The organism is Nocardioides epinepheli (assembly GCF_037936805.1).
GTDB lineage: Bacteria > Actinomycetota > Actinomycetes > Propionibacteriales > Nocardioidaceae > Nocardioides.
The window spans coordinates 130,274-142,398 of the sequence record NZ_JBBMMC010000006.1 but is presented as its reverse complement, the minus strand read 5'-3'; the positions used below and the strand labels follow the sequence as shown (position 1 = coordinate 142,398).

General features: G+C 72.2%; 13 protein-coding genes. 5 read left to right on the top strand and 8 right to left on the bottom strand.

Features of this window, described 5'->3' with window-relative positions:
* Position 1 precedes the first annotated feature (1 nt).
* Both WMR31_RS10145 and mraZ read right to left on the bottom strand, forming a co-directional pair.
* Positions 2 to 142 (bottom strand): hypothetical protein, encoded by a 141-nt coding sequence (locus WMR31_RS10145; RefSeq protein ID WP_340538691.1) that lies wholly within the window; start codon positions 140 to 142, stop codon positions 2 to 4.
* A 279-nt stretch (positions 143 to 421) separates the two neighbouring features.
* Positions 422 to 841, bottom strand: a complete 420-nt coding sequence (gene mraZ, locus WMR31_RS10140; RefSeq protein ID WP_340538690.1) for a division/cell wall cluster transcriptional repressor MraZ — start codon at positions 839 to 841, stop codon at positions 422 to 424.
* 621 nt (positions 842 to 1,462) lie between these two features.
* Between mraZ and WMR31_RS10135 the strand changes: the two genes are divergently transcribed.
* The 3 genes from WMR31_RS10135 to WMR31_RS10125 all read left to right on the top strand — a co-directional run bounded on the left by WMR31_RS10135 (position 1,463) and on the right by WMR31_RS10125 (position 6,232).
* Positions 1,463 to 2,404, top strand: a complete 942-nt coding sequence (locus WMR31_RS10135) for an AAA family ATPase (RefSeq protein WP_340538821.1) — start codon at positions 1,463 to 1,465, stop codon at positions 2,402 to 2,404.
* Complete coding sequence (locus WMR31_RS10130; RefSeq protein ID WP_340538689.1) at positions 2,397 to 3,686, top strand: DUF58 domain-containing protein; 1,290 nt, start codon at positions 2,397 to 2,399, stop codon at positions 3,684 to 3,686. Before WMR31_RS10135 ends, WMR31_RS10130 begins: the two co-directional genes overlap by 8 nt.
* Before the next feature lie 140 nt (positions 3,687 to 3,826).
* Positions 3,827 to 6,232, top strand: a complete 2,406-nt coding sequence (locus WMR31_RS10125; RefSeq protein WP_340538688.1) for a transglutaminaseTgpA domain-containing protein — start codon at positions 3,827 to 3,829, stop codon at positions 6,230 to 6,232.
* Between the two features lie 253 nt (positions 6,233 to 6,485).
* Here the strand turns inward: WMR31_RS10125 and WMR31_RS10120 are convergent, their stop codons facing one another.
* A complete protein-coding gene (locus WMR31_RS10120; RefSeq protein WP_340538687.1) occupies positions 6,486 to 6,932 on the bottom strand; it encodes an SCO2097 family morphological protein in 447 nt (148 codons plus the stop codon).
* Between the two features lie 150 nt (positions 6,933 to 7,082).
* On the opposite strand from WMR31_RS10120, the gene WMR31_RS10115 reads away from it, so the two are divergent.
* Positions 7,083 to 7,490, top strand: coding sequence for a PaaI family thioesterase (locus WMR31_RS10115; protein WP_340538686.1), 408 nt, complete (start codon positions 7,083 to 7,085; stop codon positions 7,488 to 7,490).
* 21 nt (positions 7,491 to 7,511) lie between these two features.
* Here WMR31_RS10115 and dinB read toward each other — a convergent pair whose 3' ends face one another.
* From dinB to WMR31_RS10090, 5 genes are all read right to left on the bottom strand, one after another.
* On the bottom strand, positions 7,512 to 8,744 hold the full coding sequence (gene dinB / locus WMR31_RS10110) for a DNA polymerase IV (protein WP_340538685.1): 1,233 nt from the start codon (positions 8,742 to 8,744) through the stop codon (positions 7,512 to 7,514).
* 30 nt (positions 8,745 to 8,774) lie between these two features.
* Entirely contained in the window at positions 8,775 to 9,518 is a 744-nt protein-coding gene (locus WMR31_RS10105; protein ID WP_340538684.1) for a methyltransferase domain-containing protein, read from the bottom strand.
* A 137-nt stretch (positions 9,519 to 9,655) separates the two neighbouring features.
* Positions 9,656 to 10,507, bottom strand: coding sequence for an endonuclease I family protein (locus WMR31_RS10100; protein ID WP_340538683.1), 852 nt, complete (start codon positions 10,505 to 10,507; stop codon positions 9,656 to 9,658).
* 52 nt (positions 10,508 to 10,559) lie between these two features.
* Positions 10,560 to 11,000 (bottom strand): SAV_6107 family HEPN domain-containing protein, encoded by a 441-nt coding sequence (locus tag WMR31_RS10095; RefSeq protein ID WP_340538681.1) that lies wholly within the window; start codon positions 10,998 to 11,000, stop codon positions 10,560 to 10,562.
* Positions 11,001 to 11,128: 128 nt separating this feature from the next.
* The gene (locus WMR31_RS10090) at positions 11,129 to 11,605 is read right to left on the bottom strand and encodes a hypothetical protein (RefSeq protein ID WP_340538680.1); all 477 of its coding nucleotides are present in this window, start codon (positions 11,603 to 11,605) and stop codon (positions 11,129 to 11,131) included.
* A 42-nt stretch (positions 11,606 to 11,647) separates the two neighbouring features.
* Here WMR31_RS10090 and WMR31_RS10085 point away from each other — a divergent pair, with 42 nt between their 5' ends.
* Positions 11,648 to 12,121 (top strand): YbaK/EbsC family protein, encoded by a 474-nt coding sequence (locus WMR31_RS10085; RefSeq protein ID WP_340538679.1) that lies wholly within the window; start codon positions 11,648 to 11,650, stop codon positions 12,119 to 12,121.
* Positions 12,122 to 12,125: the final 4 nt, after the last annotated feature.

The window sequence follows — 12,125 nt, the reverse complement described above, 5'->3', positions numbered from 1 at the left end:
CTCAGCGTCCCAGCGCGGCCAGGAGGAGGAAGCCGGCGGTCAACGCGAGCGAGACGACCAGGGAGAAGCTCATCAGCACCGCGACCTCGCGCGCCTGCTCGCGCACGCGCGGCGCCGGCGTCTGGGCGGGTGTGGCGCTCATCGGTGTCGACCTCACTGATGCCTTGGGGAAGAGATGTGGGGAAGAAGAGGGTGGTGCGGGGTCCTGCGGGTGTTCGCCGGAGCGGATCCGTAGATCGGGGTCCCAGGCCCGCTTCCTCGCGCTTCGCGGGGTGAGCCGGAAGTCAAGGGGAAGTGCGCCTTCTGGAACCGGGGAAGGTGCCCCAGACGGCGTGGAGGAAGCGGGCCCAAGGCCTCGTCCTACGGATCCGCTGTGCTGTTGTGGGTGGTGCTGGGTGGTGCTCGGTGTTGGGGGTGGGTGCTACTCGGCCTCGTCGAGGTCGGAGAACTTCTGGATCTCGGCGGCCTGGTAGGCCTCCCACGCGGTGGGGTTCCAGATCTCCAGGCGGTTGCGGACGCCGATGACGACCACGTCCTTCTCGAGCCCGGCGTAGTCGCGCAGTCCGGCCGAGATCGAGATGCGCCCCTGCTTGTCGGGAGCCACCTCGTCGCCGCCGGAGAAGAACATGCGCTGGTAGCCGCGGGCCGCCTTGTCGGTCATCGACCGTTCGGCGGCCTTGTCGGCCTCCACGTCGAAGACGTCGGGAGGCCACACGACCAGGCAGTTCTCCTGTCCCTGCGTCACCACGACCCCATCGGCTAGTCGATCCCTGAACTTCGCGGGGAGGAAGAGGCGGCCCTTCTCGTCCAGCTTCGGCCGGTAGGTGCCCATGAAGCGCATCGGGCACCTCCCACTTCAACCACGAGACACCACCACCGTGCCCTCGTCCTCCACTTTCCCCCACTCTACGCCACTTCTCCCCACCGTCAACCACATTCACCCCATCTCCCCCACTTCTCACCCCTCCTCGAGCGCGCCGGGGTTCGCTGCGAGGGCCGGCGCGCGCAGCGACCGAGACCGGCCGGCCGGTCGCGAGCGCGGCGGTCACCGAGAGAGGCGCGCAGAGAGGACCGGAGGGTGGCCCGGCGAGAGGGAGAGTGGGAGCCAGAGCGGCGTCGTACCGAACGTGCAACCAAATCGTGACCGGCGGCGTCGGAAGAAGTTGGGACTAGCGCGTATGTTGCGCGCTAGTCCTACGGTGGAGGTGGTCGATCCGCGTCCCTGCGGGTCAAGCCCGCATTCAGTGACACGTAATGACACGCGATGACACTTAACGATCTGCAGGACACCTCAGCCTCAGGGAACAGGGAAGGACCAGCACCCGTGGAGCAGCCGCACCAGCCGCAGCCCGCCGCCCCAGTCGGTCAGGTCGGCCAACCGCGCCACGCCGGCCAGCCGGACCATCCAGCCCCGCACGGTCACAGCGACCAGGCGGGCTCGCGCACCGGCGATCTCGACACCTTGGCGCGCGTCGCCGGCCGGATCCGGCACAACATCGAGCGCGTCATCGAGGGCAAGCCCGACGTCGTGCACTCCGCGCTCGTCGTCCTCCTCGCCGAGGGGCACCTGCTGATCGAGGACGTGCCGGGCGTCGGCAAGACCATGCTCAGCAAGGCTCTCGCGCGCAGCATCGACTGCTCGGTGCGACGCATCCAGTTCACTCCCGACCTGCTGCCCTCCGACGTCACCGGCGTGTCGGTGTTCAACCAGAACACCCGCGAGTTCGAGTTCCGTCCCGGCGGGGTGTTCGCCAACATCGTCGTCGGGGACGAGATCAACCGGGCCTCCCCCAAGACCCAGTCGGCGCTGCTGGAGTGCATGGAGGAGCGTCAGGTCACCGTCGACAACGCCACCTACCAGCTCGACTCGCCCTTCATGGTGATCGCGACCCAGAACCCCATCGAGATGGAGGGCACCTACGCCCTCCCCGAGGCGCAGCGGGACCGTTTCATGGCGCGGGTGTCGGTCGGCTACCCGGTCGAGTCGGCCGAGATCGCGATGCTCGACTCCCACACCGACGCCCGACCGCTCGACGACCTCGAGCCGGTCACCGACGCCGGCGAGGTGCGCAAGCTCGCCGCGATCGTCGGCCAGGTCTACGTCGCCCCCGCCATCCAGCAGTACGTCGTCGCCCTCACCGGCGCCACCCGGCGCAGCAGCGACCTGGTGCTCGGCGCCTCCCCGCGCGCGACGCTGCATCTGGTGCGGGCCGCCAAGGCCCACGCGGCGATCGAGGGGCGCGACTACGTCCTGCCCGACGACATCCAGCGCCTGGCCCAGCCTGTGCTGGCACACCGGCTGCTGCCCAGCGTCGAGGCCGCGATGGGCGGACGCTCGACCTCCACCATCCTCGACGCGATCCTCGCCGGCGTCCCGGTGCCGACCCCGCAGAGCCGTGCGTGAGGCCCTCGCCGGACTGACCGTCCGCGGACGGGCTTTCCTCGCGGCCGGTATCACCGCGATCCTCTGCGCGATCCTGTTAGGCCAGCCCTCACTCATCCGGGTCGGCGTGCTCGTGGTGGCCGTGCCGCTGGTCACGGCCCTGGTGATCGGCCGGTCACGCTATCGCCTCGCCCTGGTCCGCACGGTCACCCCGCAGCTGGTGACGGCCGGGCAGCCCGCGCGGGTCAACCTCGCCCTGACCAACGAGGGGCGCACGCCGAACGGCGTCCTGATGCTCGAGGACCACGTGCCCTACGTCCTGGGCACCCGGCCGCGCTTCGTCCTCGACGGCATCGGACACGGCTGGCGGCGTCAGGTGACCTACCAGGTGCGCTCCGACGTGCGTGGGCGTTTCGAGATCGGGCCGATGACCGTGCGGGTGGGTGACGGATTCGGCATGGTCGAGCTCGGTCGCGCGTTCCGGATGACCGTGCCGCTGATCGTCACCCCGCGCACCGTGCCGCTTCCGGTGATCCCGCTCGGCGGCGGCTGGACGGGGTCGGGAGACAACCGCCCCCGCGCGTTCGCATCCGGCTCGGCCGAGGACGTCACCGTGCGCGAGTACCGGCAGGGCGACGACCTGCGCCGGGTGCACTGGCGCAGCTCGGCGCGCATCGGCGAGCTGATGGTGCGTCGCGAGGAGCAGCCCTGGCAGTCGCGCGCGACGATCGTGCTCGACAACCGCCTGATCGCCCACCGAGGACAGGGCATCGCCTCCTCGCTCGAGGCGGCGGTCTCCGCTGCCGCCTCGATCGCCGTCCACCTCAGCCAGCGCGGCTTCCAGGTGCGGCTCGTCACCGCCGCCGGCGAGGACACGGCCACGCCGTGGCACGTGCGCGACGCCGATCTCAACATCCGCACGCTGCTGGAGTCGCTCGCCGTCGTCAGCTTCGACGACCGCGACCGACTCGACACGTCCTGGATGGGCGAGGCCGCCCACGGCGGTCTCACCGTCGCCGTGCTCGGTGCCGTCGACCAGGCCGACGCACCGGCGTTGCGCCGGATCGTGCACCACACCGCCGCGGCCCTCGCCATCGCCCTCGACGTCGACGCCTGGAGCGGAATGCCGGGCAACGGCGGCGCCGCCCCGTTCCTGACCAGGTCCGGCTGGCGCGCCGTCGCCCTCGCGCCCCGCGACCGCCTCGAAGCGGTGTGGGAGGACCTCGGCCGCACGTCGGCGCGCGAGGGGGTCGGGCTGGAGAACGGCATCGACCCGGCGGTCGGTGCGGGGGTCGGCTCATGACCGCCACCCAGGCTCCCCCGGGCTCCACGCCACCGCCCCCCTCTAAACCCACCACCTCGGGCCTCCGCTCCAGCGGTCGCGGCACTGGTCGCCACCGCGACTGGGCCAGGGAGCGCTCGGCGCTGAGGATCGAGCTGCGGATGGCCGCAGCGACCGTCCTGACCACCTGGCTGGCGATGTGGTCCTGGCGCGGCTTCACCGCCGAGCCGGGCGGCTTCCTCGGCCCGCTGCTCCTCGTGGCACTCACAGTCGGCCTCGTCGGGGCGCTGGCGCGCTGGCGCCGAGTGCCCGGCGTCCTCGTCGTCGTACTGCAGGCACTGATCGGCGGCGTGGTCGTCTGTCTTCAGGTGGCCGGCCGCCCCTACCCGGGCCCGGCATTCTGGGAGGCCTTCGCCGACGCCGTCCACGACGCCAACACCTACGCGCCGCCGGTCCCGGTGACGGCGACGATCGACGTCGTCCCGCTGCTCCTCGTGTCGGGCCTGATCGCGCTGCTGATCGTCGACCTGTGCGCCGGCACACTGCGCCGCGCGCCGTTGGCAGGTCTCCCGCTCCTCACGATCTACAGCGTGCCCGTCAGCCTCCTGGGCGGCGGCCTGTCCTGGCCGCTGTTCGCGGGCACCGCGGCGGGCTTCCTGGCCATGTTGTTCTTCCAGGAGGAGGAGCACCTGACCAGGTGGGGCCGCTCGCTGGACGGCGCCGGCGAGCCGGTGCGGCGGATGAGCGACTCCCTTCGCGGGAGCGCGTTCGGCATCGGCGCCGCCGCGGTCGCCGCGGCCGTCGTCATCCCGATGGCGATCCCCACCTTCAACTTCTCGATCTTCGACGTCGGCCCCGGTGGCGACGGCGACGGCGACATCCAGGTGACCAACCCGATGGCCGACCTACGGCGCGACCTGCAACGCGGCGAGGACATCCCGTTGCTGACCGTCCGCACCGACGACCCGATGCCCAACCACCTCCGGATCTCGGTGCTCAACCGCTTCACCGAGCGCGAGTGGAGCGCCGGCGACCGCAGCGTCCCGTCGTCACAGCTGGCCCAGGGCGACCTTCCGGCCCTGGCCGGGGTCGAGGCTCCGGTCGCCGAGGAGTCCGCGACCTACGACTACCAGGTCGAGGTCTCCGACAGCTTCGACTCCCGCTGGCTGCCGACCCAGGCGCCGATCGACTGGATCCGCGCCGACGGCGACTGGCGGTTCGACACCAGCTCGATGGACTTCCTCGCCGGGGGCGAGGACCAGACGACCGCCGGCATGTCGTATGAGATGAACGCCGTACGTCTGGCCTACGACGATGCGCGACTCCTCGACCTCGACACCCAACCCGCCGCTGCTCCCAGCGAGCTCACCACCCTGCCGGACGACGTCAGCAAGCTCCAGATCGAGGACCCGAGCGGCACTGCCTCGCTGGAGACCCTGACCCGGCGCATCGTCGGCGGCACGACCAGCGACTTCCAGGCCGCCGTCGCCCTCCAGCAGTGGTTCCGCAAGGACGGCGGCTTCACCTACGACCTTGCCAAGTCGCCTCCGGAGGTCGGCGCCGACGAGCTGCAGGCGTTCTTGTCGGCCGGCGAGGGCGGCCGGGTCGGCTACTGCGAGCAGTACGCCGCCTCGATGGCGGTGATGGCCCGCATCCTGGACATCCCCTCGCGGGTCGCGGTCGGGTTCCTGCAGCCCGACGGCCCCGACGTGACCGGCGAGGCGAACACCTACGTCTACAGCTCGCACGACCTCCACGCCTGGGTCGAGCTCTTCTTCCCCGGCGCCGGCTGGGTCCTGTTCGACCCGACGCCGCAGCTGCGGGTGCCCCAGGACATCCTGCCGACCTACACCACCGCCGACATCGGTTCCGAGCCGCTGCCGACCGGCACCAGCGAGCCGCGGCCGACTCGCGAGCCGAGCGCGACCGCTCCGGCGCCGACCCGGACCTCCACCCCCGCCACCCAGCCACAGACCGCCGAGCCCGCCACCGAGTCGGGGTCGCGGTTCCCGTGGGGCTGGCTCGTCGGCGTCCTGGTGGTGATCGCGCTGGTGGCGCTGCTGGTCCGCCTTCCGCACGTGATCCGCGGGCGGCAGCGTGCGCGGCGGCTGTCCGGCGGTCCGGAGGCGGCCTGGGCCGAGCTGCGGGCCTCCGCGCTCGACCACGGCCGAACCTGGCCCGAGGGTCGATCGCCGCGCGAGACCGCGGACGTCGTCGGCGGCTGGTTCGGGCGCCGCCCCGGCGCCGAGGACCACGACGACAACGAGCGACCGGCACACGGGCCCGGCGTCGACCCGGACGCCGACGCCGCCCTGGCCCGCCTGGTCGACGAGCTCGAGCGCGCCCGGTACTCCCGTGGTCACGTCGTCGAGCCGGGCACGCTGCGCCCCGACGTCCTCGCCTGCTGCGCGGCGCTCTCCGCGGGCTCGACCCCCCGCGCCCGCCGTCGAGCGGCCTGGGTGCCCGTCTCGGTCCTGCACCGCCAGGACCCGGCCGAGCACCAGTCCCCCGAGCCGCCCCCGGACTCCGAGCCGGTCGGCTCCAACGCCCGCGTCGACCACATCTGACCACCCGGGCCGACCCACCCACTTTCGCTGACCCGTCCGCTATAGCTGACGGGTCACCCACCCATTTGCGCTGACCCGTCCGCTATAGCTGACGGGTCAGCGTGAATGCGGACCGACCCGTCGGCTATAGCGGACGGGTCGGTGGGGTGCAGGTGGCGCCGGGGAGCGGGGAAGGGTGCCGAAGAGCGGGGAGGGTGTGGCGAGTGCCGGTGGCCCGAGGGCGGGGTCAGACAGGCGGGGTCAGACCGGAGGGTCAGAAACCGCCGCCCTCGCGACGACGGCGCCAGCGGGCGTCCATGCGCTCCATGAAGCTGCCGCGGGAAGATGAGCCCGAGCGGCCACGGGGCCGAGAGCCTCGGCCGAAGCGGCGGCCGCCGTCGATCGAGGTCAGACCGGAGGGGTGCTGGGAGATGCCACGCGGATCGGCCGCGGCATGACGACCGCGGATCGCGCCCAGCCCGACGACGGCTGCGCCGAGCATGAGGACGAAGCCGAGGATGCCGACGTACCACTCGGTGAGCACCCCGACGAACAGCAGCGCGACGCCGACGGCGAAGACCAGGCCGGCCGCGATGGCGCGGCGCCGGACGCTGTGGCGCAGTGCGGTGCCGCGCAGCGTGGAGGCGAACTTGGGGTCCTCTTCGACGAGGGCGCGCTCCATCTGCTCGAGCAATCGCAGCTCCTCTTCGGAGAGTGGCACCGGAACCTCCTGCGGATGATGATCTTGTGCTGACATGACCCGGACCGTGGGTCGTGCTCATGCCCAGTCTAGGCAGGATGTTCGCGCGACGGTAGGACGGATCGAAAATCCGTCCGACGGCGCTGGGAAGCCGACTGGCACAATCGCCGCGTGACATCAATCTTGGAACGTGGACTGGGTCCCTTCGCGGAGTTTCTCGGCCTGGAACTGGTGAGCGCCGACCCCGACGGGATCGTGGCCACCTGGACCGCGCGGCCCGAGCTCCACCAGCCCTACGGGCTCGTGCACGGCGGCGTGCACTGCTCGGTCGTCGAGACCCTCGCGAGCGTCGGCGCCGCGGTCTGGCTCGGCGACCGCGGGCAGGTGGTGGGGGTGAGCAACCAGACCGACTTCTTCCGCGCCACGACCGAGGGCGCGATGACCTCACGTGCGGTACCGGTCCATCGAGGGCGCTCGCAACAGGTGTGGGACGTGGAGACGACCGACGAGGAGGGTCGGCTGGTGTCCCGCGGGAGCGTGCGACTCCAGAATCTGACCTCCCCCTCCCCCCAGCCGTAGCCCTAGCCCGCAGCGGCCTGCCTAGCCGACCACGTCGGTGCGCAGGCTGTCGGCGCCAAGCAGGGACGCCGGGCGCACGGCTCGGGAGCCGAACCGGTCGGCGGCGCGGTCGGCTGCCCGGTCTGCCGCGCGCCAGCCGGGCTCTCGCTCGCCGAGGACTCCTTGGCGCTGGACGCCGGCGCGCGGGACCAGGCCCTCGACGCGGACCCCGACCAGCCGCAGACGGGTCCGGCCGAGCCCGAGGGCGTCGTAGAGGCCGACGGCCACCGCGTAGATCTCCCGGGTGGTGTCGGTGGGTTCGCGCAGCGTGCGGCTGCGGGTGATCGTGCGGAAGTCGGTGAACCGGACGGTCAGGGTGACCGTGCGTCCGACGAGGTCGGCGGTGCGCAGCCTCCGCGCGACCTTGGTGGTGAGCCGCAGCACCTCTCGCAGCACACTCTCCCGGTCGCCGGTGTCGTGACCGAAGGTCTCCTGGGCGCCCATCGACCTGTCGGGAGCACCCAGGCCCGACCGGACTCCGTGGCCGAAGTGGCCGGTGGTGCCCACCTCGAGGGTGCTGCGGTCGGTGCCGTGCGCGAGCCGGTGCAGATGCGCGCCGAGGTGGCGACCGAGTGCCTGCTGCAAGAAGCCCACCGGCTGCCGCGCGACGTCTCCGACGGTCTCCAGGCCGATCCGGTGGAGCTTGGCGCGGGTGCGTTCGCCGACACCGTAGAGATCGCCGACGTCGAGGGGCGCCAGGTACTCGGCGAGGTCGCCGGGGGCGAGCACGAGCACGCCGTCGGGTTTGGCCCGCTTGCTGGCGAGCTTGGCGATCGAGATCGTGGCGGCGATGCCCACCGAGCAGGTGATGCCCTGCTCGTCGTGAACCACCGCTCGGATCCGCTCGGCGATCCGCACCGGATCGCCGAGGCGTCGCGACGCACCGCGGACGTCGAGGAAGGCCTCGTCGGGCGAGGGCGACTCCACCAGCGGAGTGATGGTGTGGAACACCTCGAGGACCGCGGTCGAGACGATCGCGAACGCGTCGTAGTCGGGGGCGAGGGCGATGACCTGGGGGCAGACCCGGCGCGCCTCCACCCCGCTCATGCCCGCGCGGACGCCGTGGGCGCGCGCGGGATAGTTGGCCGCCAGGACGACGCCGCGGTGGCCGCCGCCGACGACGACCGGCAGCTCGCGCAGCTCGGGCCGCTCGCGCAGCATGACCGAGGCGTAGAACGCGTCGAGGTCGACGTGGAGCAGCGGCGTGGCGCTCATCGAGTGCCCCGGGGCCGGGACCCGACGGGCTCAGTGTGCGAGCAGGTGCAACTGGGTCGCGAGCGGGAGGTACTCGGGCCGAGAGGCCACGTCGCGTTCGAGGTCGACCAGTGCGGCGGTGGCGCCGGGTTCGAGGTCGAGCAAGGAGCCGGGGACGAGGTCGGCGAAGACGCGGACCCCGTGGATGGAGTCGATCGCGAAGCCGGCCGAGACGAGCACCGAGGAGGCCTCCTCGGCGGTGAACCGGCGCCCGGCGCGCACCCGCTGATCGGCCGGGACGCTCGCCGGATCGGTCGCGAGCAGGGCCGAGGCCTGGGCGAAGTGCCCGGCCATGGCGCGCGCGATGACCGCCGCGTGCCGCTGGGCCACCAGCAGGGAGAGCCGCCCTTCGGGGCGCAGAACCGAGCGCAGGCCGGCCATGGCACCGACCGGGTCGTCGACGACCTCGAGCACGCCGTGACACAGCACCAGATCGACGCTGCCGGGGTCGAGCAGATCGGGCACCTCGGCCAGGTCTCCTTGTCGCCCGGTGACCTCGACGCCGCGCTCGTGGGCCCGGCGATCGAGCGCGGCGAGGGCGTCGGGGCTCGGGTCGACGACGGTGACGCGATGACCGAGGCCGGCGATTCGCACGGCCGATCCGCCGGTGCCGCCGCCGATGTCGAGCACCGAGAGCGGTGCGGCCGAGAGATACGGCTCGAGGTCGTCCCACACCACGGCGGTACGGGGGGCGGCCGCCGGCGCCAGGGAGGGACGGCGTTGGCTGGCGGACATGGTCGTGACTCTAGTGGGTCGGTGACCGGCGCAGCGGGCACGGGAACCTCCAGTCGTCGTCGACCCGGACGTCGATGCGCCTATTATCGAACCTCTGTTCTATTCACGCAAGGCCGTCGGGACATGGCGGTGCTGGCTCACCAGATGCTGTCGGCCCACTCGGGATGATCGATGAACGGATTGCGGTTGCCCTGGAACTCCTGCTGGATCAGGTCGTTGCGCCGCCTCTCGGCCTCACTGGGGGGATCCTGCTCGTGCCAGCGCAGCAGCACCGAGACCCTTCCGTGCCGGGGCGCCGAGCCGTTGCCGGCCACGTCGTTGACCTCCAGGTCTGGGAAGCCGTCGCCACCGTCGTAGCGCACCGACATGTAGAAGATCATCCGGGCGACGTCGCCCTTGTCCTCGGCGCGCGGCTCCCAGGAGTCGGAGTCGGAGTAGTTGCCGGGCGCCTCGTCGTTCTCGGTGCCCCCCTCGTCGAAGTCGAGGTTTCCGCGATCGGAGTTGACCGTGACGTCGGCCGGGCGCAGGTGGTGCAGATCGGTGCCCGGACCGGCGGTCGTCCCGAAGTCCCCATGGGACTTGGCCCAGACGTGCTCGCGATTCCACTGGTCCGGATCGCCCCCGTGACTCGCGGCCGGCACGGAGGTCCCTTGGTAGAGGAGGATCACGTTGTCGGGGTCATCCGGGTCGCGGTCGGTGACCGCGAGCGCGTCCCACACCTCGCCGTAGCCGAGCACGGTGACGTCGGTGGAGATGATCTCGTGCAGGGCGGCCTCGAGCTCGGCGCCGCGCTTGCCGGCAGCGGGTTCCCAGTAGCTCTCGTCATAGTCGCCTTGGTCGCCCCGCGGAGCCGGCGCGGCCGCCGCGGGTCCCGGATCGAGCGGACCGGGAGCCGGCCAGAGGACGAGGCCGAAGGAGATGAGCACCACGCCGACGCGGCGCAGGGTCCGGCGCGGTCGCGGCGGGGCCGAGGGCTGAAACGGGGTCATGGGTCGACCCTTCGTCCTCACCCGCCTGAAGTCGACCAGGGAATCCCTCGCGTCACGAGACCCGTTGCTGGGCGGGATAGGAGACGGTCTCGGGGCCCGTCCGGGACGACCCGGGCACCAGGCCGAGCGACTGCTCCACGACGGCGAGGAACCGGTCGGCATCGCGCACCAGGTCGTCGGCCTCGCGCTCGGAGACGGCACGGGTCGAGCCGGCCTCGGCGGCCGCCCGCTTGCCGGCGCCGGCAGCGAAATAGGTGGCCCACTCCCCCAGCTCGGGTGCCACCTCGGCCAGCAGGACCCAGGCGTTCTTCTGCGGACGACGCCGAGTGGCCCCGGCGGGCCGGGCCCGCGCCGCGAGCAGCGCGGCCGCGGCACGCAGGGCCGCCACGTGCGCCAGCGCGTAGCGAGTGGGCACCTCGGGCGTGGCGACCGCCTCGCTGAGCGAGTCCGCGGCGCGGAGGAGGTATGAGTGCGTGGTGGCCGGGAGGATCATGGCGGCGCTCCTGCAGTGAGGGAATCGGTGTTCGAACACGTGTTCGAACACCGAGAACGCTACACCCGGCCACCGACAGCCGGTCAAGAGCCGACCACGAGCCGGTCACTGGCCGGTCCGGACGCGGATCACGACTGCCGCGCGGCGTCCGCCCCTCGCCCACCCACCGGCACCAGATAGGCGGTGGTCTCGGGCCGGTACAGCAGCACGACGATGAGCACGTCGAGGACCAGGCTCAGCAGTCCGCCGAGGACCGCGGCCGCCGGAGGGTTGCTGTCGAGCATCGCCGAGACCGTGCCCACCGCGATCAGCGCGACCGTCGCCGCGAGCGTATGGCGACCCCACACGTGTCCGCCGAGCAGCATCGCGGTGAGCACCAGCAGCAGGCTCGAGACGGTCACCCACAGCACCACGGCCACGGGGGCGAACGACGGGGGCACGCGGGTGTCGTCGGCGGTAGCGCCGGCGGCGCCGAAGGCGCGGACCAGCTCGTCCTCGAACACCACCGAGAGGGCGGCGAGGACGCCGGCCAGGACGATCAGGGCCCAGACCAGCCGCACCGCCCAGGTGACCGTCGAGGGGCGGCCGGCGGGGGGCGCGGTCATGCTCGTCTCCGTTACGGGTCTCGGACGGTTAAGGTCGGGGCCGTGTCCAGCGAACACCCGATGATCGGCCGGTTCCGTGAGGAGCATGCGCGCCTGGGCGGCACCGGCGAGATCGTCATTCTGCCCGACTCGGTCCATACCGCCGTCCTCGCCGCCGAGGCGCTGGGCTGCGAGCCCGGCGCGATCGCCAACAGCCTGCTCTTCGACGCCGGTGGGTCGCCCGTGCTGATCCTCACCTCGGGCGCACACCGGGTCGACGCCGCGCTCACCGCCCAGCGCATCGGCGTGGACCGACTCCGGCGCGCCAGCCCCGAGTTCGTCCGCGAGCACACCGGCCAGGTGATCGGCGGGGTCTCCCCGCTGGCGCACCCCGCTCCGGTACCGACCTACCTCGACCCGTGGCTGTCGCGCCACCCGGTCGTGTGGGCCGCGGCCGGGCATCCGGCCGCCGTCTTCTCGACCACCTACGACGAGCTGCTCCGCCTGACCGGCGCGAGCGTCGTCGAGGTCGAGTAGGCGA

What these genes read in the sequence shown, in the direction of transcription:
- WMR31_RS10145 (WP_340538691.1), bottom strand. Translation starts at nt 142, where the DNA reads ATGAGCGCCACACCCGCCCAGACGCCGGCGCCGCGCGTGCGCGAGCAG.
- mraZ (WP_340538690.1), bottom strand. Translation starts at nt 841, where the DNA reads ATGCGCTTCATGGGCACCTACCGGCCGAAGCTGGACGAGAAGGGCCGC.
- WMR31_RS10125 (WP_340538688.1), top strand. Translation starts at nt 3,827, where the DNA reads ATGGCCGCAGCGACCGTCCTGACCACCTGGCTGGCGATGTGGTCCTGG.
- dinB (WP_340538685.1), bottom strand. Translation starts at nt 8,744, where the DNA reads ATGAGCGCCACGCCGCTGCTCCACGTCGACCTCGACGCGTTCTACGCC.
- WMR31_RS10105 (WP_340538684.1), bottom strand. Translation starts at nt 9,518, where the DNA reads ATGTCCGCCAGCCAACGCCGTCCCTCCCTGGCGCCGGCGGCCGCCCCC.
- WMR31_RS10100 (WP_340538683.1), bottom strand. Translation starts at nt 10,507, where the DNA reads ATGACCCCGTTTCAGCCCTCGGCCCCGCCGCGACCGCGCCGGACCCTG.
- WMR31_RS10095 (WP_340538681.1), bottom strand. Translation starts at nt 11,000, where the DNA reads ATGATCCTCCCGGCCACCACGCACTCATACCTCCTCCGCGCCGCGGAC.
- WMR31_RS10090 (WP_340538680.1), bottom strand. Translation starts at nt 11,605, where the DNA reads ATGACCGCGCCCCCCGCCGGCCGCCCCTCGACGGTCACCTGGGCGGTG.